Source organism: Tateyamaria sp. (assembly GCF_039945315.1).
Classification (GTDB): Bacteria; Pseudomonadota; Alphaproteobacteria; order Rhodobacterales; family Rhodobacteraceae; genus Tateyamaria.
Genome location: NZ_JBDUXB010000025.1, coordinates 1 through 23343, shown reverse-complemented (window position 1 = coordinate 23343; position 23343 = coordinate 1). Strand labels below are relative to the sequence as shown.

At 57.1% G+C, this 23343-nt stretch carries 23 protein-coding genes and 1 tRNA gene; 7 read left to right on the top strand and 17 right to left on the bottom strand.

Annotated features, from left to right (window positions below):
- Position 1: 1 nt before the first annotated feature.
- The 10 genes from ABJD00_RS06570 to ABJD00_RS06525 form a co-directional block, all read right to left on the bottom strand.
- Positions 2 to 190, bottom strand: coding sequence for a hypothetical protein (locus ABJD00_RS06570; RefSeq protein ID WP_413833111.1), 189 nt, complete (start codon positions 188 to 190; stop codon positions 2 to 4).
- A complete protein-coding gene (locus ABJD00_RS06565) occupies positions 187 to 1125 on the bottom strand; it encodes a carbohydrate ABC transporter permease (protein WP_108836181.1) in 939 nt (312 codons plus the stop codon). The genes ABJD00_RS06570 and ABJD00_RS06565 overlap by 4 nt, the downstream gene beginning before the upstream one ends.
- A complete protein-coding gene (locus tag ABJD00_RS06560) occupies positions 1122 to 2069 on the bottom strand; it encodes a carbohydrate ABC transporter permease (protein WP_413833113.1) in 948 nt (315 codons plus the stop codon). The genes ABJD00_RS06565 and ABJD00_RS06560 overlap by 4 nt, the downstream gene beginning before the upstream one ends.
- Before the next feature lie 106 nt (positions 2070 to 2175).
- Positions 2176 to 3495, bottom strand: coding sequence for an ABC transporter substrate-binding protein (locus tag ABJD00_RS06555; RefSeq protein WP_413833115.1), 1320 nt, complete (start codon positions 3493 to 3495; stop codon positions 2176 to 2178).
- A gap of 426 nt (positions 3496 to 3921) precedes the next feature.
- Positions 3922 to 4653 carry a hypothetical protein gene (locus tag ABJD00_RS06550; RefSeq protein WP_413833117.1) on the bottom strand — a complete coding sequence of 244 codons (732 nt, stop codon included), beginning with the start codon at positions 4651 to 4653 and terminating at the stop codon, positions 3922 to 3924.
- A gap of 96 nt (positions 4654 to 4749) precedes the next feature.
- Positions 4750 to 5949, bottom strand: a complete 1200-nt coding sequence (locus tag ABJD00_RS06545; protein ID WP_413833119.1) for an RNA polymerase sigma factor — start codon at positions 5947 to 5949, stop codon at positions 4750 to 4752.
- Positions 5950 to 6300 (bottom strand): YciI family protein, encoded by a 351-nt coding sequence (locus ABJD00_RS06540; RefSeq protein WP_413833121.1) that lies wholly within the window; start codon positions 6298 to 6300, stop codon positions 5950 to 5952.
- A 12-nt stretch (positions 6301 to 6312) separates the two neighbouring features.
- Entirely contained in the window at positions 6313 to 6822 is a 510-nt protein-coding gene (locus ABJD00_RS06535; RefSeq protein WP_413833123.1) for an SRPBCC family protein, read from the bottom strand.
- A gap of 165 nt (positions 6823 to 6987) precedes the next feature.
- Entirely contained in the window at positions 6988 to 7374 is a 387-nt protein-coding gene (locus ABJD00_RS06530) for a VOC family protein (protein ID WP_413833125.1), read from the bottom strand.
- Between the two features lie 33 nt (positions 7375 to 7407).
- Positions 7408 to 8112 (bottom strand): TIGR02453 family protein, encoded by a 705-nt coding sequence (locus ABJD00_RS06525; protein WP_413833127.1) that lies wholly within the window; start codon positions 8110 to 8112, stop codon positions 7408 to 7410.
- A gap of 224 nt (positions 8113 to 8336) precedes the next feature.
- Between ABJD00_RS06525 and ABJD00_RS06520 the strand changes: the two genes are divergently transcribed.
- The 3 genes from ABJD00_RS06520 to ABJD00_RS06510 are packed head-to-tail and all read left to right on the top strand — an operon-like array spanning position 8337 to position 11091.
- On the top strand, positions 8337 to 9263 hold the full coding sequence (locus ABJD00_RS06520) for an aldo/keto reductase (protein ID WP_413833129.1): 927 nt from the start codon (positions 8337 to 8339) through the stop codon (positions 9261 to 9263).
- Positions 9260 to 10324 (top strand): NAD(P)/FAD-dependent oxidoreductase, encoded by a 1065-nt coding sequence (locus ABJD00_RS06515; protein ID WP_413833131.1) that lies wholly within the window; start codon positions 9260 to 9262, stop codon positions 10322 to 10324. The genes ABJD00_RS06520 and ABJD00_RS06515 overlap by 4 nt, the downstream gene beginning before the upstream one ends.
- Positions 10325 to 10326: 2 nt before the next feature.
- Positions 10327 to 11091 carry a GH25 family lysozyme gene (locus tag ABJD00_RS06510; protein WP_413833133.1) on the top strand — a complete coding sequence of 255 codons (765 nt, stop codon included), beginning with the start codon at positions 10327 to 10329 and terminating at the stop codon, positions 11089 to 11091.
- Between the two features lie 67 nt (positions 11092 to 11158).
- Here ABJD00_RS06510 and ABJD00_RS06505 read toward each other — a convergent pair whose 3' ends face one another.
- From ABJD00_RS06505 to ABJD00_RS06490, 4 genes are all read right to left on the bottom strand, one after another.
- A complete protein-coding gene (locus ABJD00_RS06505) occupies positions 11159 to 13660 on the bottom strand; it encodes a GcvT family protein (protein WP_413833135.1) in 2502 nt (833 codons plus the stop codon).
- 197 nt (positions 13661 to 13857) lie between these two features.
- A complete protein-coding gene (locus tag ABJD00_RS06500) occupies positions 13858 to 15261 on the bottom strand; it encodes an FAD-binding oxidoreductase (protein ID WP_413833137.1) in 1404 nt (467 codons plus the stop codon).
- A 27-nt stretch (positions 15262 to 15288) separates the two neighbouring features.
- Positions 15289 to 17070 carry a gamma-glutamyltransferase gene (gene ggt, locus ABJD00_RS06495; RefSeq protein ID WP_413833139.1) on the bottom strand — a complete coding sequence of 594 codons (1782 nt, stop codon included), beginning with the start codon at positions 17068 to 17070 and terminating at the stop codon, positions 15289 to 15291.
- A gap of 69 nt (positions 17071 to 17139) precedes the next feature.
- Positions 17140 to 18126, bottom strand: coding sequence for a 2-hydroxyacid dehydrogenase (locus ABJD00_RS06490; protein WP_413833141.1), 987 nt, complete (start codon positions 18124 to 18126; stop codon positions 17140 to 17142).
- A 170-nt stretch (positions 18127 to 18296) separates the two neighbouring features.
- Between ABJD00_RS06490 and ABJD00_RS06485 the strand changes: the two genes are divergently transcribed.
- Entirely contained in the window at positions 18297 to 18734 is a 438-nt protein-coding gene (locus tag ABJD00_RS06485) for an SH3 domain-containing protein (protein WP_413833143.1), read from the top strand.
- Here ABJD00_RS06485 and ABJD00_RS06480 read toward each other — a convergent pair.
- On the bottom strand, positions 18731 to 18901 hold the full coding sequence (locus ABJD00_RS06480) for a Rid family hydrolase (protein WP_413833145.1): 171 nt from the start codon (positions 18899 to 18901) through the stop codon (positions 18731 to 18733). The genes ABJD00_RS06485 and ABJD00_RS06480 overlap by 4 nt on opposite strands.
- A gap of 321 nt (positions 18902 to 19222) precedes the next feature.
- Here ABJD00_RS06480 and ABJD00_RS06475 point away from each other — a divergent pair, with 321 nt between their 5' ends.
- The 3 genes from ABJD00_RS06475 to ABJD00_RS06465 all read left to right on the top strand — a co-directional run bounded on the left by ABJD00_RS06475 (position 19223) and on the right by ABJD00_RS06465 (position 21672).
- Positions 19223 to 20215 (top strand): NADPH:quinone reductase, encoded by a 993-nt coding sequence (locus tag ABJD00_RS06475; protein ID WP_413833147.1) that lies wholly within the window; start codon positions 19223 to 19225, stop codon positions 20213 to 20215.
- Positions 20212 to 21534: a mechanosensitive ion channel domain-containing protein gene (locus ABJD00_RS06470; protein ID WP_413833149.1), complete on the top strand. Its 1323-nt coding sequence runs from the start codon at positions 20212 to 20214 to the stop codon at positions 21532 to 21534. The genes ABJD00_RS06475 and ABJD00_RS06470 overlap by 4 nt, the downstream gene beginning before the upstream one ends.
- Positions 21535 to 21597: 63 nt before the next feature.
- A tRNA-Gln gene (locus tag ABJD00_RS06465) sits at positions 21598 to 21672 on the top strand.
- A gap of 390 nt (positions 21673 to 22062) precedes the next feature.
- Here the strand turns inward: ABJD00_RS06465 and ABJD00_RS06460 are convergent.
- Together ABJD00_RS06460 and ABJD00_RS06455 are read right to left on the bottom strand one after the other, a co-directional pair.
- Positions 22063 to 22680, bottom strand: a complete 618-nt coding sequence (locus tag ABJD00_RS06460) for an MAE_28990/MAE_18760 family HEPN-like nuclease (protein ID WP_413833155.1) — start codon at positions 22678 to 22680, stop codon at positions 22063 to 22065.
- Positions 22681 to 22716: 36 nt separating this feature from the next.
- The gene (locus ABJD00_RS06455) at positions 22717 to 23175 is read right to left on the bottom strand and encodes a hypothetical protein (protein WP_413853631.1); all 459 of its coding nucleotides are present in this window, start codon (positions 23173 to 23175) and stop codon (positions 22717 to 22719) included.
- Between the last annotated feature and the right edge of the window lie 168 nt (positions 23176 to 23343).

The window sequence follows — 23343 nt, the reverse complement described above, 5'->3', positions numbered from 1 at the left end:
GCTACTCCTTGAAGTGGGAGACGATGATGAACATCACGGTGCCCACCAGCGTTACAATGAAGGAATAGGTGTAGAGCCACAGCACAAATGGCTGCATCAACATGAACACCCCAAGCCCGATGAGAATTGTGGCCAGCATCTCCCACGGGCCACGGCGCAGGCGCATCAATCCGTTCAGAAAATTTGTCATTTGCGCACCGCCCCAAATGTGATCCCGCGCAACAGATGCTTGCGCAACAGGATGGTGAAAATCATGACCGGCAGCAGGAAGATGGTGGCACCCGCTGCAACCGCAGGCCAGTCCAGTCCGCCTACTCCGATGATGGTCGGGATAAAGGGCGGCGCCGTTTGCGCGGTTCCAGACGTCAGCAGGACTGCGAACGCATATTCGTTCCAGGCAAAGATCAGACAGAAGATTGCGGTCGACGCGATCCCCGTGGCCGCCTGCGGCAGCACCACTTTGTAAAACGCCTGAAAGCGGGTGTAGCCATCGATAAGTGCCGCCTCTTCGTATTCCAACGGAATCTCGTCGATGAACCCTTTGAGCAGCCAGACGGCAAGGCTGATATTCACCCCCGTATACAGCAGGATCATGCCCAGATGCGTGTCGCTGAGACCCAGTTGCCGGTACATCAGGAAGATCGGGATAGCGACCGCAATGGGCGGCATCATCCGCGTACTGAGGATGAAAAACAGTAAGTCATCCGCCAGAGGTATCTTGAACCTCGAAAACGCGTAAGCCGCTAATGTACCGAGGAAAATACTGAGAAAGGTAGACCCGAAACCAATAATCACAGAGTTCAGAAACCGCTCTCCGAACTTTGACGGGCCCGCGATGACCATGTCGTATTCACGCACGATTTCATCATACCAAGTCTGCGGCGGGTTCGCCGCAAGGAACTCGTCCGTTTGCCGGGTGCGGGTCGTGAATAGATTCACGTAGCCCTCAAGCGTGGGTTCAAACAAGACTTTTGGCGGATAGCTGATCGCATCTGCAGGCGACTTGAACCCGGTCAGCATGATCCACGCCAACGGCACCATGGTGATAAGTGCATATACGATGACCAACGTGCCCGCGAACCATTTGGATCGTTTGGACGGTTCTGTGACGGAGAAACTGCTCATCTTTCTTTCACCTTGTTCAACGCTTTGACGTAGATCGAGGCGAGCCCGAACACGGTTACAAAGAGGATGATAGCGTAGGCAGACGCGTAGCCGGTGCGCCACTTCTCAAACGCCTCGCGCTTGAGGTTGATCGAGGTCAGCTCTGTGGTTGAACCCGGCCCGCCACCCGTCAGCTGTACCACCAGATCGAACATTTTGAAGTTTTCGATCCCCCGGAACAGCACCGCCAGCATCAGGAAAGGTAAGACCATGGGAATTGTGATGGTAAAGAACTGTCGCAGCTTGCTGGCCCGGTCGACCTCAGCCGCCTCGTAAATGTAGTCTGGGATGGATCGCAGCCCCGCGAGACAGATCAGCATCACAAACGGCGTCCACATCCACGTGTCCACAATCACGATGGACCAAGGGGCAAGCTGCACCGATCCCAGCATCTCAAAACTCGACGGGTCTTTGCCGGTGATGAAAGAGACGACGTAGTTAAACAAACCGATTTGCGGCTGATAAAGGAACTTCCAAAAGTTACCGACAACGGCTGGGGACAGCATCATGGGCAGCACGATGATCGTGGTCCACAAGTCATTGCCCTTGAATTTCTTGTTGATCAGGTAGGCCAGCGCAAAGCCGATGAGCACCTGAAAGAAGATTGTCCAGAACAGAAAATGTGCTGTGGCCTGCATGTTCAGCCAGATGTCGCTGTCTGTCAGGATCCGCTCGTAGTTGCGCAGACCTATGTAGTCGACCTCGCGGTTCAGGCGGTTTGCCCGAAAGTTGGTAAAGCTGAGATTGATCGTCCAGATCAGCGGAAAGATGTTGATCGCCAGCAGCAAAAAGATCGTGGGGCCAACAAATATCCACGCAATGGCGCGGTCGCTCAGTCCCTTGATCTTGCGCGCCACGCCGACCGGGGTCGCTTGGGCCGCGCGGGTGGCAGGGGTATCAGTCATGCGGGATGATCCAGACGTGAGGGTGCAGGGAAGGCTTGCCCCGGACACATGTCCGGGACAGCCCGTCTTGGGTGATCACCCGCGCAAACGGGTGATCCGGGAGGCGTCAGAGTTTGCCTTCGTCCTCAAAGACTTCGGTCCAGTCTTCGACCAGCTTGTCCAGCGCTTCTTGCGCTGTGCCCTGATCGGCGACGATGTAGTCATGCAGACGCTTTTGCATCGCCAGCAGCAATTCGGCATAGGCCGGTTCCTGCCAGAAGTCCTGCACCGAGCCCATCGCCTCGAGGAAGTCACCAGCAAAAGGTGCGCTATCCTTGAAACCAGGGTCATTCAGGACCGAGTTGTGCGCCGAATAGCCACCCAGCTCCCACCACTTCGCCTGAACGTCGGGGTTGGCGAACCACTTAATGTACTCAAGTGCAGCATCCTGCTTGTCGGAATAGGCCACAACCGAAATGCCCTGACCGCCAAGCGTGGAGCCCGCGTTGTTCTGCGGTGGGTTCACGAAGAAGTCGATCTTGTCGCCGCCTGTGTTCGGGTCTGCATAGAGGCCCGGGAAGAAGGCAAACCAGTTCATCGCCATGGCGACCTGACCGGATTTGAACGCATCAAGGCTCTCACCCATATAGCTGTTCGTATAGCCCGGAGGCGTCGCTGTTTGGTAGAACTCTTTATAGAATTCAAGCGCTTCTACCGCTTCGGGCGAGTTCACAGCGCCGTCCATGTCATAGGAACCTGGCGTGTTCTCGTACTTGAAGCCCCAAGGATACAGCGCAGACGTCACACCCATCGTGATGCCTTCAGACCCACGCTCGGTGAAGATCGCAGCACCGTAAACGGTCTGGCCATCAATCTCACGGCCCTGGAAGAACTGTGCGATTTGCAGCATTTCTTTCTGGCTTTGTGGCTCGCGCAGATCCTCGCCGGTGGCCTCTTTGTAAGCGGCCTGAATGTCTTCGCGGCCAAACCAGTCCTTGCGATAGAACCAGCCATTTGCATCACCCATCGCCGGCAGCGCGTAGTAGTTCGGCGTGCCTTTGGGCCACGTAGAGTAGGCATACACGGTGGCGTCCGCAAAGTCGGACATCGAAATGCCTTCGGCGTCAAAGAAGTCGTTCAGTTTGACGTAGTGGCCGTTTTCGGCACCGCCCCCGATCCACTGGCTGTCGCCGATCAGCAGGTCGCACAATTTACCGCCCGAGTTCAGTTCGTTCAGCATCCTGTCGGCAAAGTTGGGCCATGGAATAAACTCAAAGCTCATGGAGTGGCCGGATTGCGATTCAAATTCCTTGCTCAGTTCCACAAGAGCGTTGGCCGGATCCCACGCCGCCCAGCACAATGTCAGATCTTCGGCCTGAGCAGTGCTTGCAAATGACGCCGCTGCAATGCTGAGGGCGCTGGCTGATGCCAGTTTCAAATGTTTCATAGGTTCTCCTCCCAGAGTGAAATCGGCATCATTTAATTTACGTCGCCGAATCGTCCATTGGACACCTATGACGCTATTTGAGGTACGCACCTCACGTCCATACATATTTTGAGGTGCGCACCTCATTTTGGCGAGAATTGAACTTAGTCAATTGAATTTAGGTGATTTTTATTTTCAAAAATTTTTGTGCCGATCCGGCACACAAGCTACCCAAAGCTTTGCTCGAACAGACTGTTCCGCACGAAAAACGACCCAAACAGGGACGAAAAGCGCGGCCGCAATTGGGGCCAAACACACCCTGCTGCGGCCAAAAAAACGTCCTCCACAAAAGAAGCTGACTATGCACGTTTCGCCCCCTATTCCTGCCTCACGCAAAACTTGATTTTCCATGCCCTTGATAATGTCGTGCGCTTCACACACTCGCGCTCAACCCGGGAAAATCCGCCCCATTTGCGCGTCAAAATAAACCCACGACATCGTAGCCTTATTGCCCGCGAAACCGTGGTAATGGGACTGGCCCGTGTCATTGGGAAGGCCCGCCCAAATCTTGGCGAGGTTGTTCATAAAGGCCTTGCGGTCCAGCTCTCCGGACTGAAACTTGTGCAACCCTGCCTCGTAAAGCAAAAGGTTGGCCAGTTGGTCCTGCATCTTCGGGCTAAACAGTGTGTCATGTTTCAGACCCATCCGGCGGACCAGACGGCGCAGCGTCGGCGGGATGAACTGGTAGCGGCCTATGGCGTGGGGCTGTCCCGGAGTGTCATCAATCCACGCGTAAATCTGCGCAATGGTCAGGGTCGTCGGTGGGCCACTGGGAAGAATATCTGCACCGTGCTGCACAGCGTCATACCCTTTGGCCCCTGCCTCTGCCTGCGCAATTAGTGCGCGCAATTGCCCCACAGGTCCCAGATCATGAAACGGCATCGCGCCGAGGCCAGACGGCACGCGGATAGACACAGGCATCGGGCGAAACAGGCTGTTCCCGCTTTTTCCCGCAAACAGGCTGGGCGAATTGGGTGCGCGTACTGCTGTCTGAACATAGAGCGGATTGCGATCGGTCAGCAGACTGCCCCGCGCTGCCATCGGCAGCGCCTCTGCAGAGGCAAAAGCCGCCTGCAAACACAATCCAACGCAAGCCAAAAGGCCCCACATCCGCTCCATAACAACCTCATTCTGAAATCATCGCGTATTGAAGGAAATGAGCCAAATCCGTTGACAACTGGTTTTCGACGGTCGGGGCAATCAGGCAAACTTAGCTCAAATGCGAGCGACTGCCTTGGCCCGCTGCGCGTGTAGAAACGCGATCACCGGCGCTTCGGCTGTTAAATCAATCGCCCGATCATAGGCGGCACAAGCTGCCTCCACGTCTCCCAAATCGGACATCATGTCCGCCCGCGCCGCCCAAAGCGTCTGAACTGCATGACCACAGTCCAACTCGATCTCGGTCAACGCCTTCAACCCCGCCTCAGCCCCATGAATCCGCGCAGTTACAACCGTTTGGGCGACTTGGGCGCCAACGGATGGGGCGATCTGGATCAGGCCGTGATAGAGGTAGTTGAGCGCATTCCAATCCGTTTCGCCGTTGTCTTTGCGTGCCATATGGACTTGTTGAATGGCCGCCTCGATCTGAAAACGTCCCAGATCCCCCAGCCCAAAGGCGCGGGTCAATTGACGGTCAGCGTAAAACTGCAATTCCTCATCCCAGAGGCGGACATCCTGCACGTCCGTGGGAACCAAAACGCCCTCGACAACACGTGCACCCGCGCAGGCATTACCAAAGGCGATCAGCGCCGCAAGCCCCGCAGCCTCCGCATCGCCAGGCAACAAACGGGTAAGCAAATCCGCCAGATATAATGCCTCGTCCCCCAGCCCGTCCCCCGGCGCCACCCAATCAAGACCATAAGCCCCGTAGATAGCTTCCCGAATTGCTGCGGCGCGCGCAGGTAAATCCTCTGGCCCCGGCAAGGAAAAAGGAATGCCCGCCGCCTTCACCTTAGCTTTTGCCCGGCCCAACCGTTTGGTCAGCGCAGCAGGAGAGACCATGAAGAGTTGAGCGATCACCCGCGCCTCTACGCCCAATACGGTTTGCAACATCAAGGGCGTGTGCAGATCGCGGGCAATGGCAGGGTGAGCGCAGACCATCATCAAAGCCAACCGCTCGTCCGGCAGGGCATCCGCCGTCTCAGGCGCAGGCATGTCGGGCACCTCCGTATCCTTGTGAAACCGGGTCAGATGGCGCTGACGGTCGATCACCGCGTTGCGCGCCACGGTCAGCAGCCACGCATCCGGGTGGTCAGGCACACCACTGACCGGCCAGTCGCTCAGCGCCTTGGTAAATGCGTGACTCAACGCGTCTTCGGCTAGCCCGATGTCGCGGGTGCGCGCCGCCAGATAAGCCAGCAATCGGCCATAGCTGTCCCGCGCCGCTGTTTCAGCAGCGCGGACCGCATCGCTCACTCAGCTCTCCATGGCCGAGGCGCGGATTTCAACCTTGCTGGTCTTGGCCGATGGGGATTTCCACGCCCATTCCATGGCCGCATCCAGATCAGGCACGTCGATGACGAAATAGCCACCCAGCCGCTCCTTGGTCTCAGCAAACGGACCGTCCTGCACAACTTGTGTACCATCCTTGGCCGTAAGGGTTGTGGCCGTGGTGACAGGTTGCAACCAGTCGGTATCCACAAAAACGCCCGCCTCCTTCAGTGCACCAATATAGGCGCCATAGGCCTGTTTTTGTTCGGCCCAGTCCGCGGGACCCATATGGGCCAGATCAGCAGGGTCAGTATAAAGCAAAAAAGTATAACGCATCGAAGTTCTCCCTCAAATTGCGGCAGCAAGGTTGCTCAGGCCACGGTCCAAAGTCTTGCCGATCATCCCGTCAAGGAAAAGTCCCATGACACGACCGACAGGATTAAAACCCATATCTGCGTCCATGCTCCATGTAACGCGCACACCGCCTTCGAGCGGATCAACAGCGATGATCTGCGTCGGCTGACCCATAGCGCCAAGATCGATCTCATAATGAACGGCGCCATCACTGACCTCAGCCACCATCTGAGTGCCCGTCCCGTCCTTGCCATCAAAGGCAAAGCCCGAGCCCACACCCGATGGGGGCCCAAAGGGGTCAATCTTCAACGCCGGATCAACGCTAAGGTATGGGTTGAATTGCTGGTATCCAGTGTTGGAAGCAGCCAGCGCAAGAATGGCCTCGGGGGCGGCCTGCAACGTCGCTTCGCGTTCCACATGGACGTGGCGGGGCAGCAACAGACTGCCAGCAGCCGCGATAGCAACAACGCCCGCCCCGCTCGCAAGAATGGTCCAAAGTGTCATAGTCGTCTCTCCTTGTTGTTGGCGAAAGCGAAAGTGCTTTCACCTACATGACGAACGAGAAGAGACCGGATGGACATTTGGCGAAAACTTTTTTTCGTGGAACCAAACATGATACGCTGAAACTGAAGCGATACGCTCAAGTTTTTCTAAGATCACACTATAATATCAGTCGGTTGGAGTGTGACAAACCGCCTCAATATTGTGGCCATCCGGATCAAGCACAAAGGCCCCGTAATAGTCTGCATGGTAATGGAGGCGCAGCCCGGGCGGTCCATTGTCCGTCCCTCCGGCCGCAAGAGCAGCAGTATGAAACGCATCCACCGCTGCGCGGCTTTCAGCCTGCAACGCGATATGCATCATACCCGTGGTCGCCCGCTCTTCAGCCAGCCAGAACCATGGGCGGTCATCCCCATACCCCGTCACCTTCACGCCACCGGAATGTTCGAGCGGAACATCAAAAACCCGCCGCACACCCAAAGGCGCAAACGCAGAATCGTAAAAGGCGGTAGAGCGGTCAAAATCCAGGACGCCAAAGGTGATGTGATCAATCATGACTGGCCTCCTCGCGACTCTTTACCCGGCCCCTCATAGATGCGCATCAAACATCTCCCACACTGGTATCAGTCCTTTTGCATTGGTCAGGGTCGCCTTCATTACACCTGTCTTGCGCCAATCTCTTGGTATCGGCGAACTGACGGTCAGGCCTTTGCGCTTGAGCAACTCTGCGTGCGGGTGATCCTTGTCATATGGCTTGGGCACTTTCTTCAAAGGCTCAGGGCCCCAATCTCCCAGTTCAGCGCCCAGCGTATCGCGAGCATCATCCAACGCGGATTGAAGCCCGTCTCCCCAAGTGTCTACAAACGCACGGTACCGGGTCAGAGCCTCGCCCTGCAAACCGACCACCCCCATGCCCTGAACAAAGTACTCGCGGCTCAATCCCCAAAACCACACTGGCGCCAACGGATCCTTGTCGGCAGGCTGCCACATCATGTGCAGGTGCGTGTTTAGCAGAGTCTTATCCTTGGAAAAGCGTACATCACGATAGATGCGAAACACTTTCGAACTGTGGGGCTTGCCAGTCAGGCGCGCAATATCTTCGGCCATCAGATCGGCAAAGAACCCGGCAGGGCCAGCGATAGCTTCCTTGTAGTGTTCTTTTCGCGGATTGAACCAGTCTTTGGAGTTGTTGGCCTCCAACAGTGCAAAAAAGGCAAGCGCCTCCTCAACCATTTGCTCGAAACCATCGGCCATAACGTCGCCCCCTTCATCATGCTGGACCAAGGGTAACATAGCCAAAAATCCTGACCAGTTTGCCGTTCACACTTTGGTAACAATCGCCACCGCACGCCGCGTTAACCACACCCCGGTGTACGTGGCTGTGCACAGACTGTGCACGTGCGGTGTACAGATTGTGCCGGCTTCAAAGCCCATGGTTAAAGGGCTTTCGCAGCGTTTCAGGCCGCGTGCCCATTAACCGTTGCGCGTACGGTCCCAGTCATGGCACCAATCGAAGCATGATTACATCTCTGAATGGCACCCCGCTCTCGTCCCTCACCTTTGGTACAATGCAGTTTGGCGGCAATGCCAACGCCGCTGCCAGCCGGGCCATGTTTGACGCTGCCCGCGACGCCGGAATTACGCATTTCGACACCGCTTACGTCTACAACGGCGGGGCCTCCGAAACCCTGCTGGGCGAAATGATCCAAAAGGATCGCGACAGCCTGATCATCGCCACCAAGGCCGCCTATGACGGCGGGTCTAGTCGTGAAAATATCCTTACCGGCTTTGACACCTCCCAAAAACGGCTCGGCCTCGACGTAGTCGACATTCTCTACCTGCACCGCTTTGACGACGACACGCCATTGCAGGAAACCTTCGACGCCCTCGCAACTCTCAAACACGCGGGTAAAATCCGCCACATCGCGGTGTCCAACTTTGCTGCGTGGCAAGTGGTCAAGGTACAGCGAGTCGCCTTGGGCTTTGACGTGATGATCGAAATGGTCCAGCCCATGCACAGCCTCGTCAAGCGGCAGGCAGAGGTTGAAATCTTTCCGATGTGCGTGGATCAAGGCCTTGAAATCGTGCCCTACTCCCCGCTTGGAGGCGGGTTGCTCACCGGAAAATACGCAAGCGGCGGCACGGGTCGGCTGACCGAAGATCACCGATACGCAGCACGCTACAATGTCGACTGGATGCGCGATGCGGCCGTGAAGCTGACAGCCCTTGCAGGCGATCTCGGCACCAGTCCCGCAACTCTGGCCGTCGCCTGGGCCATGGCCCATCCTGCCCGGCCCCGGCCCATAGTTTCAGCACGGTCAGTCGATCAGCTCAAACCATCGCTGGCGGCCCTCGACTTCGACATGACACCTGAACTCTATGAACAAATCACCAGCTTCAGTGTCACACCGCCCCCCGCCACGGACCGGATCGAAGAGGCATGAGCGACATCATCGTGATCGGCGGGGGCATTGCAGGTGTCTCTGCCGCAGCACGGCTGTCAGCCCATGCAAAGGTTACTCTGATCGAGGGCGAAGACTCGCTTGGCTACCACGCCTCAGGTCGTTCGGCGGCCCTGTTTGAAGAAAACTACGGCCTGCCATCCGTCATTACGCTGAACCACGCCAGTGCGGCCTTCCATCAACCTTATCTCAGCCCTCGCGGTTTTCTGCTGGTCGGACGCGCAGGCGAAGACGAGGCGTTTGAAAAAGATGCAAAAACTCTGAAATGCCCCGAAATATCAGTCAATGAGGCGCGCAACCACGTTCCCATCCTGAACGAAACAATAACCCGCGCAGCCTATCACGCGGACGCCTTCGACATCGACACCGACCGTATGATTCAGGATTTCGCAAAGACAGTGCGCGCAAATGGTGGGCAGGTTCTGACCGGGAACGCGGTCAGCGCGATCAGTTTTGACAAAACGTGGTCCGTGCGTTGCGGCAACGAAACTTTAACCGCAGATCTATTGGTCAACGCCGCCGGTGCATGGGCCGATCAAGTGGCTGTTATGGCTGGGGTAAATCCCGTCGGGATCACCCCACATCGCCGCTCCATGGCGCGTATCCCAGCCCCGGGCGGTCACGACGTGTCCCGCTGGCCAATCTTCTTTGGCGTCGGAGAGACGTGGTACGCGAAGCCCGACGCGGGCGCGTTGCTCGTCTCTCCAGCGGACGAGGACCCGGTAGAGCCACATGATGCATGGGCAGACGACATGGTTCTGGCCGAGGGACTTGATCGCTACGAGAACCACGTCACCGAACCTGTCACACGGCTGACTTCGTCGTGGGCGGGCTTGCGGAGCTTTGCCCCGGATCGTACGTTGGTTCTGGGGCAAGACCCTGAAAACGAACGGTTTATCTGGTGCGCAGGTCAAGGCGGCTATGGTTTCCAAACGGCTCCCGCTGCCAGCCAACTGCTGGCCGATCTCACGCTTGAACAAGCACCCGAAATCGACGCCGCAACCATCCGATCCCTTTCTCCCGCCCGCTTTTACAAGGATTAATCATGGCACTCCGCATCCTCGCCGTCCTGCTTCTCCTCCTCTCCGCCTGCGGGCCCAGCCCTGAACAGTTCAACGGCCGCATGGAAATCGGGGACACCGCCCCGGTTGTCTTCTCCGGCCGCCAACCCAAAAGGTTCCCGGTACGCGGCATGGATGCCGCCCGCTTCCAGACTTCCGTCGATTGGGAACGCGCCAAGGCCGTCGGAATCGAGTTCGCCTTTCTCAAAGCCACCGAGGGTGGAGATCTCAAGGACATAAAGTTTGACGATCATTGGCGCGGCGCCGGGCGGGCCAGGATCGTGCGCGGGGCCTATCATTTCTACTATTTCTGCACGACGCCCGAAGTGCAGGCAAAGTTCTTTATCGACACAGTCCCACGCACACGCGGCACCCTGCCCCCCGTTCTGGATATGGAATGGAACCCGTTTTCCCCAACCTGCCAGCGCCGCCCAGACGGCGCGACCGTCCGCAATGAAATGCAGCGCTGGATAGACATCGTGTCTGCACACTTTGGGCAGAAACCGATTATTTACACCACACCACGCTTTTACCGGGAAAACGGACTAAGTGCTTTCAAAGGCGTCGAATTCTGGTTGCGCACCACCGCCAAATCCCCGGCCGAAGCCTATCCGGGACAGTCGTGGCGCTTTTGGCAATACACGGCCACCGGCACCCTGCCCAATACACCCGGATTGGTGGACATCAATGTCTTCAATGGCAGCGCTGAGTCTTGGCAGTCCTGGCTGGAGCAGCGCACAATTCGCTAAAGAAACACGTCGCCCGGGTCGGCGGACGGACGCCTTTGCCCAAGCAAACAGCGTCGCCCCGCCGGACTTACCCGTCGATGCGGATCGCAGCGTTTTCTGGATCATATGGGCTGTCCTGCACGATCTCCGCATCCCACAGTTGATCAAACATCTTGACCTGCAGCTTCGTGCCGGGCACCGCCAACTCAGGAGAGACATATCCCATGCCAATGGACTTTCCAAAGGCCACCGAGTAACCGCCCGAAGTTAGACGGCCCACGCGGGTCTCTCCATTGTAGAGCGCCTCGCGCCCCCACGGATCCGCGTCATCCGGCCCATCAATCAACAACGTCACGCACTTGGAACGTACACCAATCGCTTCCATCGCAGCCTTGCCGTGAAAATCCTTGCTGAGGTCCACAAAGCGCGGCAAATCCGCCTCCAGCGGCGTTGCATCCCGACCCAACTCGGTGCCGAATGCGCGATAAGATTTCTCCTGACGCAACCAGTTTTGCGCCCGCGCACCAACCAGCTTCATGCCATGAGGTTCGCCCGCAGCAACCAGTTGATCCCACAGGTAATTCTGCATCTCGATGGGGTGGTGTAACTCCCATCCCAATTCGCCGGTATAGGCCACACGGATCGCATTCACCGGACACATCCCCAACTCAATCTGCCGGGCTGACAACCAAGGGAAACGTTTGTTCGACAGTGCAGTCGCCGGATCAGCATCCTTGATCAGTGCGCCCAAAACATCCCGAGATTTTGGTCCGGCGATGGCAAACACACCCCATTGCGACGTCACATCATGGCACGACATCCAGCCAAATTCTGGGATTTTATCCTCGATCGCCTTGTGCAGGTAATCGCTATCATACGCCTGCCAAGCCCCTGCACTCACGAGATAATACTCGTCTTCGGCATTGCGCACTATGGTATATTCTGTGCGCGTCGTGCCGGCCCCTGTCAGCGCATAGGTCAGGTTGATGCGTCCCACTTTGGGCAAACGGTTGCAGGTGAACCAATCCAGAAACGCCGTCGCGCCGGGCCCGCGCAACACATGCTTGGTAAAGGCCGTCGCATCGATCAGGCCAACACCTTCGCGCACGGCTTTTGCTTCGTCATGGGCGTATTGCCACCAGCCACCCCTCCGGAACGACCGGGCATCATGGTCAAAATTTTCAGGCGCATCCAAAGGTCCGTAGTAGTTGGGCCGCTCCCACCCGTTCACAAACCCAAACTGCGCTCCCTTGGCCGCTTGCCGGTCATAGGCAGGAGAGGTGCGCAGCGGCCGGCATGCTGGCCGCTCCTCGTCCGGGTGATGCAGGATATAGACGTGCTCGTAGCACTCTTCGTTCTTGCGCGCCGCAAACTCGGTCGTCATCCATTTGCCATAGCGTTTGGGGTCAAGCGAAGCCATGTCGATCTCGGCCTCTCCTTCCACCATCATCTGCGCCAGATAATAGCCAGTGCCGCCTGCGGCGGTGATGCCAAATGAGAACCCTTCAGCCAGCCACATGTTGCGCAAACCCGGCGCAGGCCCGACCAGCGGGTTGCCATCTGGCGTGTAGCAAATCGGTCCGTTGAAATCGTCTTTAAGGCCGCTCTCCTCACAGGACGGGACCCTGTGGATCATCGCCATATACTGATCCTCGATCCGCTCCAGATCGAGCTGGAACAGATCGGCGCGGAAGCTGTCGGGTACGCCATGCTCAAAGCGCGCAGGCGCACCCTTTTCATAAACCCCAAGGATCCACCCACCTCGTTCTTCACGCACATAGGACTGCGCGTCAGCATCGCGGATCACAGGGTGTTCGACATTGCCTGCTTCGCGGAATTGCATCAGCGAAGGGTCCCGTTCCATAACGATAAACTGATGCTCAACGGGGATCGCAGGCATCTTGATGCCCAGCATCTTGGCTGTGCGTTGGGCATGGTTGCCGCTCGCCGTCACAACATGTTCGGCAGTGATGACGATCTGCTCTTCAGAAGGGATCAGGTTGCCACCTTTTTCGACCATCTTGGTGGCTGTGACTTCCCACGCCTCACCGGTCCAGTGGAACGCATCTGCCTGCCACTTACGCTCGATCATGACACCGCGCTGCCGGGCGCCCTTGGCCATGGCCATGGTGACATCAGCAGGGTTAATATAGCCATCCGTTTGGTGGTACAGCGCCCCTTTCAAGTCCTCAGTGTTGATCAACGGCCATTTCGCCTTGATCTGATCGGGGGTCATGAACTCATAAGGTACACCGCAGGTCTCCGCGGTGGAGGCATAGAGCATGTACTCATCCATCCGCTCCTGCGTCTGCGCCATGCGCAGATTGCCCACTACGGCAAAGCCCGCATTCAGGCCGGTCTCTTCTTCCAGCGTTTTGTAGAACCGAATTGAGTAGTCGTGGATGTGCGTCGTCGCAAAGGACATGTTGAAATAGGGGAGCAAACCGGCTGCATGCCAGGTCGACCCAGACGTCAACTCGTCCCGCTCGAGCAACATCACATCGTCCCAACCCGCGCGGGCCAGATGATATGCAATCGAAGTGCCAACGGCTCCGCCCCCGACAACCAATGCTTTGACGTGCGTTTTCATGTGCCGACTCCTCGCAAAGACCTGAACACTCTTCTAGAAAACAAGGAGGCTCTCGCGCGCCAACAAGCCGACCGGTCACAGCGAAAAAACGACGCCCACCCGCACCGCCCTTCTCTGATTTTAAAAAATCCCGGAGAATCCGAAGGACGGGGCAGAGCCCCTAAAACATGGCGTCGCCCGCAAGGGCGTCCGCAGGATCAGCGCTTGAATATTTTCCCTGGGTTCATGATGCCCTGCTGATCAAAGGCGTCCTTGATGGCCGCCATGAATTCGACAGCAGCCCCAAGCTCTTTGATCAGGTAAGGCATCTTGCCCTGCCCAATACCATGCTCGCCTGTACAAGTACCCTCCATCGCGATGGCCTCATCAGCGAGGTAGGCCGTGAACTCCTCGGCACGGGCCACTTCATCCGCATCTGAAAGATCAATCAGAACAAGCGAATGAAAGTTTCCATCTCCGACATGGCCGACGATTGGGGCCAACAAGCCCAACGCCGCCGCTTTGGCCTGCGCCCCTGTCACGGCCTCTGCAAGGCGCGAAATGGGCACGCAGACATCAGTTGAAATTCCGTGCGCGCCGGGGCGCAACTGCAATGTCGCCCAATACAGATCGTGGCGCGCCTTCCACAACTTGTTGCGTTCCTCGGCTGTGCCCGTGGTCGCAAAGTCAAATCCACCCGCATCTTCAGCAATAGATCCAAACATCTCGGCCTGTTCCACCACTGCATTGTCCGAGCCATGGAACTCCAGCAGCAATAGAGGCGTCTCAGGCAAATCAAGGCCTGCATAGGCATTAGCGGCGCGCACGTTCAATTCATCCATCAACTCGATACGGGCAACCGGGATGCCGTATTGGATCGTCGTCATCACCGCCTGACAAGCCGCATCAATGCTTGGAAACGACATACGTGCCGCCCGGATCGCCTCTGGGATGCCCTGCAGCTTCAGTGTCACTTCGGTGATCAACCCCAGCGTGCCCTCAGAGCCCACCAAAAGCCGGGTCAGGTCATAGCCGGCGGACGTCTTCTTGGCCCTTTGCGCCGTGCGGATCACGCGTCCATCGGCCATAACGGCCTCAAGCGCGATCACGTTGTCCTTCATCGTTCCGTAGCGCACCGCGTTCGTCCCGGATGCACGCGTCGACGCCATCCCGCCAAGCGACGCATTCGCTCCGGGATCAATCGGAAAAAACAGCCCGCGGTCGCGCAGATACGTATTCAGCTGTTCACGGGTCACACCCGGTTGCACCACACAGTCCAGATCGTCCGCATTGACGGATATGATCTTGTCCATGGTGCTGAGGTCCACACAGATCCCACCTGCCGGTGCGTTCACATGCCCTTCAAGCGACGTCCCCGTACCATAGCCGATCACGGGCACATTGTGCATGGCGCAGACTTTGATGATGTCCGAAACCTCCCTTGTTGAGGTCGGAAAGACCACGGCATCAGGGGCCTGCGGCTTGATGTAGGTGGTTGTGTGCGCATGCTGGTCCCGCATCGCCTGACCGGTATGAAACCGATCCCCGAACTGCTGTTTGAGAATGCCAAGAGCAGTGGCAATCCCTTCTTCATTTCGCGGCAGTTCAACAGCTTGTGCCATGCGTGTCTCCTCCAGTCGTGGTCCGGGTCATTCCCCGAGCGCAATTCCTTCGCGGCGTGGGTCGGCACAGCCCTGCAATCCGTCACCGATCGCAATCGCATGCAGACCCGAGTTCAACCCGCGCACATTCACCTCATACCCCATCGCCTCAAGTGCGGGAACAAGGTCTGTCGCCGCAGTCTCCTCCTCGACATCAAATGTCCCGAACCGGTTGACGGCATGAGGCATCGAGACCGCTTGTTGCACGTCCATATTCCAATCCAGGTGCGCGATGATCGCCTGCGCTGTATAACCGATGATCCTACTTCCGCCCGGGCTGCCAATGGCCAATACCGGCGCGCCATCTTTCATCACGATTGTCGGCGCCATGGATGAGCGCGGCCGCTTGCCCGGTGCAATGGCATTGGCAATCGGTACGCCGTCGTTATGTGTGGCAAAGCTGAAATCGGTGAGCTCATTGTTGAGCAGAAACCCATGCACCATTAGCCGCGAGCCAAAGGCGTTTTCGATTGTGGTGGTCATGGACGCCACGTTGCCAAAGCTGTCCACGATCGAGATATGCGAGGTTGAAGGGAGTTCTATGCTCTGATCATCGGCAAAGTTCAGACTGTGATCGAAAGCGGGCGTGCCGGGTGCGACCTCCTCCAGCGCGCCATCCCCACCCAGCAATGCGCCACGCTGCTCCAAGTAGGCAGGGTCGACCAGACCAGCGGTCGGCATCGGGACAAAGTCGCTATCCGCCATGTACCGCCCACGATCTGCAAAAGCGAGGCGCGAGGCATCACCGATCAGCCGCCAACTTTCGGGGTTTTCGGCCCCTAGGGCGGCCAGATCATAAGCTTCAAGCATCCCAAGTATCTGCCCTATCGTCAACGCCCCGGAGGACGGCGGCCCCATCCCACAAACCTCATGCGTGCGGTATGCCGTGCAGACCGGCCCACGTTCTTTGACTTGATAGATGGCAAGATCAAGCTCAGACAACACTCCAGGGTTGGCGGAGAATTGCTGCACTGTTGCAGTGATATCCTGCGCAATCTGACCAGTATAAAAGGCCTCGGCTCCGCCTATGGCCAGTGCCCCAAGGGTCGCAGCATAGTCCGAATTTTGCAGCATAGCGCCCACGGTCAAAGGCGCACCACCCGGCAAAAAGTACTCCGCAGTGGTCGGAAAAACGGCAAGCCGCTCCGCGTCCCGCTCGATCAAACCTGCGAGCCTTGGAGAGACTTCAAATCCGGTGCTCGCCAACTCAATGCCTGGCTCGAACAGGGTCGCCCAAGGCTGATTGCCCCAGCGGGCGTGCACCTCGGCCAGCAGTGCTGGCGTGCCCGGCGTTCCCACGGATCGACCGCCCACAACAGCATCAAAGAAGCCCATGCGGCTGCCATCTTCGTTCTGGAACAGCGTCGGCGTAACCGCCAGAGGAGCCGTTTCGCGGCCATCCAATGTTGTCAGAGATCGCGTCGCGGCATCGTACCAGACCAGAAACGCACCGCCTCCCAAACCAGAGGATTGCGGTTCCACCAAGCCCAGAACCGTCTGGACGGCCACCAAAGCATCCGCCGCCGTGCCACCCGCAGTCAGCACATCAACACCGGCCTGCACCGCCAGCGGATTGGCGGCTGCGACCATGTAATCCTGTGCCTCAACCGGAACGCCGTCCGCTTTTGCAGCCAGCGCGTCTGCAACAGCCTGAGAGGTGACAACCGCGTCTCCGCCCGTCCCGCTTTCGGGCTGAACCGCATCGGCGGCTTGCTGGGCCATCGCCGCACCAGCCAACATCAAAAACGCGACCGTCAAACAAAAACGCATGTCTCTCTCCTCTGGGCTTACTGGGCTTTTCAAAATCCTCGAACGGAAAATGGGGCGTTTTCCGCTACGTTACAGCATGGATGGCACCACTTGATCCGGAGGACGGTGTCCATCGTCGAAGGTCTTGATATTGATGATGACTTTTTCACCCATCTCGACGCGGCTTTCGCGGGTGGCCGAGCCCATGTGAGGCAAGAGCACGACGTTTTGCAATTCTCTCAGACGCGGGTTTACTTCGCGCCCATGTTCGTAAACGTCCAGCCCCGCTCCTGCGATCTCACCTGCCCGCAACATGCGGGTCAACGCGTTTTCGTCGATGACCTCGCCACGCGAGGTGTTCACGATCACCGCATCCAGCTTCATCAGCTTGAGACGGCGCGCATTCATCAGATGAAAAGTCGACGGGGTATGCGGGCAATTCACGCTGATCACATCCATGCGCGCGATCATCTGATCCAGGCTTTCCCACCAGGTCGCCTGCAATTCGTCTTCGACCTCCGGGCGCAGGCGGCGTCGGTTGTGATAATGAACCTGCATGCCAAAGGCCGCCGCACGCTTTGCCACAGCACGCCCAATCCGACCCATGCCAAGGATGCCCAAGCGCCGCCCTGCGATCCGTCCGCCAAGGAAAGCGGTCGGTGACCATCCATCCCAACGGCCAGCTTGCATCGCCGCCAACCCTTCAGGCAGGCGCCGGGTCACGGCCAGGATCAATCCCATTGTCATGTCAGCGGTATCTTCGGTCAAAACGCCCGGCGTGTTGGACACGAGAATACCGCGCTGGCGGGCCGTAGAAACGTCAATGTTGTCGACACCGGCCCCGTAATTCGCAATCAGTTTCAATCTGTCACCGGACTGCCCGATCATCGCCGCATCCACAGTGTCCGTAATTGTGGGCACCAGCACATCCGCTGATTTCATTGCTTCCACGATCTCGTTCCGGCTCATCGCAGTGTCATCTTCACGCAGGCGCACATCGAACAATTCGCTCAGGCGTGTCTCAACCTCAGCGGGCAACCGTCGCGTAACGACAACACTCAAGCGATCCTTTGGCATATGTGCCCTCCCCGGCCTTGGCGTACGAGCCATTTCATATCATGGTGGCGGAAGTGAGCACGAGGCACAAGAACCTCGGCCATTTCAAGAGGCGAGAGATGCGTATTCCCAACCCCATTTCGGCGGCACTGAGTACAATGCTATGTCTGTGTGTTTTGGCAGGTCCTAGTATGGCAAAAGATGTGGGCCCGGTGACAAACCTGCCGATGCCGCGATATGTCTCCCTTAAGGCGGCAGAAGGGAATGTGCGACGGGGGCCCTCGCTGTCCCATCGGATCGACTGGGTCTACACTCGTCGCGATATGCCTTTGCAAGTCACCGCCGAACACGGCCATTGGCGTCGTGTCGAAGACCGGGATGGTCTGGGTGGTTGGATACACTATTCGCTCCTATCAGGAACACGTACGGTTCTGATCGAACAGGACATGCTCACCATTCGGACACGCCCCGAGGCCGAAGCACCTGTGGCCGCGGCTCTGGAGGTTGGCGTGATCGCCCGCCTCGGAAAATGCGACCCGGAATGGTGCCGTGTTACGGCCGCCGGTTACAAAGGGTGGGCGCCCAAAGCCCGCCTGTGGGGTGTGGCCATGGACGAACTGCGCGACTAGTCCAGCGCCGCGACGACTCTGATTTCGACAACTGCGCCCACCCTTCGCAATCCGGCGACTTCGACTGCCGTCCATGCCGGGTATGGATCGCGCAGATGCGCACGTCGCACCGCATCAAAGACGTCGAAATGATCACGCAACCCGATGTGATAGCTGGTCATTTCCACAACAGAATCCAGCGTCAGGTCTGCTTCGGCGAGTACTGCAGCAATCTTTTCGAAACAGGCTCAAACTGGGCGACATCCCCCTGTGGCATTGTCCCGTCGGCGCTGGCCCCTGTGACGCCTGTCAGGAACACAAAACCATCTGCCGCGATACCCGGCGACATGCACGCCACTTCGCACGCAGCGCGCAGCGCGCAGCGCAGGCGGGATCAAAGCTCGATTGGGCATACTTAAATGTCCTGTCTGGTTGGTCGGGTCAGGGCTGGCCATTTCGGCCCGCTCGGTTATTCTTGACTCAAACAAAATTCATACAGGACACACCTGATGCAAGCCACATCCTACACGGCCTTCGGGCCTGCCGTTGACGTTCTGGAATTAAGTGAGATTCCAACTCCTACGCCAAATCCAGGCGAAGTGCTTGTCCGGCTTGCCTATTCCGGAGTGAATCCGTCAGACGTCAAAGCCCGTTCCGGCGCACGCCCCGGCGTGACCAAGCCACCTTTCCCGCGCATCATCCCGCACAGCGACGGCTCAGGTGTGATTGAGGCTGTGGGCGAAGGAGTACCAATAGAACGAGTTGGAACCCGCGTCTGGATCTGGAACGGTCAATGGCAACGCCCCTTCGGCACTGCGGCAACGCATATCTGCCTTCCCGCGTCTCAGGCCGTTGCAATGCCCGACACTGTGTCTCTGGAAACCGGAGCGGTCTTGGGCATACCAGGGCTGACCGCATGTCACGCCGTGTTTGGCGGCGGCGAAGTCGCTGGCAAAACGGTTGTGGTTCAAGGCGGTGCGGGAACCGTTGGCCTTCTGGCTGTGCAACTGGCCAAGTGGGGCGGCGCACGCGTCATTGCAACAGCGCGCGGCGACGGTATGCCCTCCGCCGAGAAAGCTGGCGCGGACGTCGTTCTGGACTACGCTCGCGACGATCTGGCGCAAAAGATACTATCTGAAAACCAAGGCGCCTTTGTTGACCGAATTGTTGAAGTTGAGTTCGGGCTAAACGCTGCTGTCGATGCCGAAGTGATCGCACCCAATGGAACCATCGCCGCATATGGATCAGCAAAAGAGATGAACCCAACGCTCGCCTTCGGGCCAATGCTTTTTAAAGCGGTGACCATTGATATCTTACTGATTTATCTGCTGCCAAAGACTTTGCGCGATCACGCCATTCAACACCTGCACACAGCACTTGAACAGGGCGCCTTGACCTGCCCAGTCGCAGAAACCTTTGCTTTAGCTGACTGCGTTGCGGCTCACGTCGCCGTCGAAACAGGCAATCGTGCAGGAGCAATCCTGTTGGACACGCAGGCATGATCCGCGCGCTGATCCTGTTGCTGTGTCTGAGCGCAGGCCCGACCGTTGCGCAAACCACCACCCAACCGCAGGGTACGATCGCAGTCGAAGACAGCGCTTCGCAAGACGCGGCCATCGCCGTGCGGATCCGCAGCATCCTAAGCGAACTGGACGGTTACGATGAGATTACCGTGACAGTGTCTTCCGGAATCGTGACCTTGCGCGGCACCACAATTGAAACCCAACAAGCTGCCCGTTTGAATGACATCGTTTTGAGGATCGCCGGTGTCGTGGCGATCGAAAACGAAGTCGCTGAAACAACGGATTTGATGGCACGGCTTAATCCAGCCGTTGATCGGTTTCGAACGCGCCTCGCGCAAGGTGTCGCGCTCTTGCCGTTGGCGGCTGTGGCCTTGTTAGGATTCACGATTGTTTTTGTTGCAGGTATCCTGCTCGCTCGAATGCGCCGTCCATGGGATCGCATTGCGCCGAACGCTTTCATCGCAAATATCTACCGGCAAGTCCTGCGAATGGTGTTTTTCGTGAGCGGACTGGTCATCGCTCTGGATATCCTAGGGGCGACGGCTCTGCTTGGAACAATCCTAGGGGCGGCCGGGATCGTCGGGCTCGCCATTGGTTTCGCGGTACGGGACACGGTTGAAAACTTTATCGCCTCAATCATGCTTTCGATCCGTCAACCGTTTCGCCCAAACGATATCGTCGAAATCGAAGGAGATGTGGGCAAGGTCATTCGCCTGACCAGTCGGGCCACCATTTTGCTCAGCTTTGACGGAAATCACATCCGGATTCCCAATGCCACAGTGTTCAAGAGCCGGATTGTGAACTACTCCACCAACGAAGAACGCCGGTACGATTTCCAGATTGGCGTGGCCTCCGACGGAGATCTAGAGCAGGTGCGCGACTTAGCGGAACAGGTGGTTGCAGAACTGCCCTTCTCTTTAAAAGATCCGGCACCCATGACATGGATCGACCGGATTGGCGACGGCGCAATAATTCTTGTGGTCACAGGCTGGATTGATCAGCGCAACACATCACTTGCTCGAGCCAAGGGCGAGGCCATTCGGATGGTCAAATCTGCGATCGAGGCTGAAGGGATCGAGGTGCCGGACACAACGTATCGCATTCAATTGGTGGGGAAAGGACCAGAGAGCACACCGCCCCCTGCCATGCGAAAGGCCCAACAGGTTTCAAAACAGCAGCCCATCGCAGCCAAAGACGTCGAAGATACATCGCAGGCCTCCCTCGACCGCCTTGTCGAGGCAGAACGAAACGATCCCGAAACCCCCGACCTATTGACGGATGACGGACTAACCGAATGACAAGGTTTTTGCGGTAAAGGGGCTTGCGCGCTGGTCAATGGCAGACTAATTAGCGCGTCACGTTGGGATGTAGCCAAGTGGTAAGGCAACTGTTTTTGGTACAGTGTACCGTAGGTTCGAATCCTACCATCCCAGCCAGCAACACCTTGAATGCAAATTGACCATAAGCGTGCAAATCCAGCGCGTTTCATGCAAATGCGTGTCAAGAATTTTTTCAACCAAAGCAACCGGCACACATTTCAAGCCCTCTTCCATTTGGCAGACACCTGACACACTCAAACTGTTGGCCAGCAAATCCGGCCAATCATTTTTGCATTTTGGCCAAACGATTGAGTACCCGCCAAAAAAAGTGGGAACACGTTCATGCGAACGGCTTTCTCCGTACTGCCGCCACTTCGACGGGGAGCAGCTTCAGTCTCATCCGGCTCGGAGCCGCCATCTAATGGTTTTGGCTAGATGACCGTAGCCAGCCCAATACGGACATTGCAACATGCTGGACTGCCCCCAAAGGAAGACTGAAAATCGCAGTCAGGCCGCTTTTTTGTAGCTTTCGAGCGAAGCTGCATTCTCAATATCAGTTTTGTACCGCCGCATAAGGCTCAGGATGTCATCCACCAAACTGGCAAAGTCGCCTCCTTTGATATCAAGGAACTCACCATGTGCGACCTTGTTTCTCCTATCGACCAAACTGGAGTCGATAAGGTGGAATTTTGTTTCATAGGGAGATGTGTCAATGTCTAGGGACCCGGCAATATTGCTGAACACCGTAGAAGTCAGGTTGGATTCTGTTTTGACCGCGGAGTTGATTTGCAACTTTGCCGTTTCACCCATCTTCGAAAAGATAAAGTCCATTGCCTCGACGTTAGGCAGTGATTTCCTGCCTTCAACAAGTGTATTTATCTTTCCCTTTAAACCAAAAACTACAAAGCAAGACTTCAAGTCGCGATAGGGCAAGGCTCTGCTCTCAACATAACTGAGGTAAATCTCGGACGAGTTCTTTATGAAGCCTTCCCAATGTGCATAGAGCAAAGCGACCCCAGCTCTAATGTATGGCTTACGCTGAGGACCGTTAGAACCCGCGCCAACTCTAAAAACACCGATCTCCTTGATGCGCCAAGCCATCTCTTGGTCCAATGCCGTTTGCATCTCACTAAGTGTTCTGACCTTAATCACGGCGTGCCCTCACGGAGCCATGAGGTTTTCTGCAATCGGCAAAAGGTTTGTAAGGCGGGTTGTGCCGCGAACGCCAGCACCGGAGTTCTGTGAGAATGTTGGTTCTTCAGGCAGGCTCTTGGCTTTCTCTATAAGAAGTTCATTTCGGTCCTTCGGTTGCATTGCGTCCAAAGCAGCTAGATTCTTTGAGGTGCCTGTAGCTATGACCTCAAAAAGCGACATCAGGAACTTACCGGTGAAGGAAGCTCCATTCCATCTCTGGAAAGCGGAATCACCCAAAGCGGCTTCCAAATAGTCGAAGGTTTTAGTGAATATTTCGCCCTCGGCGCCCGTATCCACGCCCCCCGGGGAAGCAAGCTGAAATAAGGCGTCATCGAGATACTCGTGAACGTCCAAGCCGCTCCGATATGGTACTGAACGAAAAGCAATGAATCGTAGCGCTAACTCGGTTCCCGATTCTTTTTCCAAAGCGGCATCTGTTTGTCGCGTTGTACGGACTGTCGGTCGTCAGAGTTTTTGGAACCAATGGCGACCTAAACTAAGAGAGAGTTTGGCTCATCTTGTTGGTTTGATTATGCGGCGCGTTGTCTGTGTTGCAAGCGGCGCGCTTCGAGCGTCTTTCGTTTGATCCTTTCC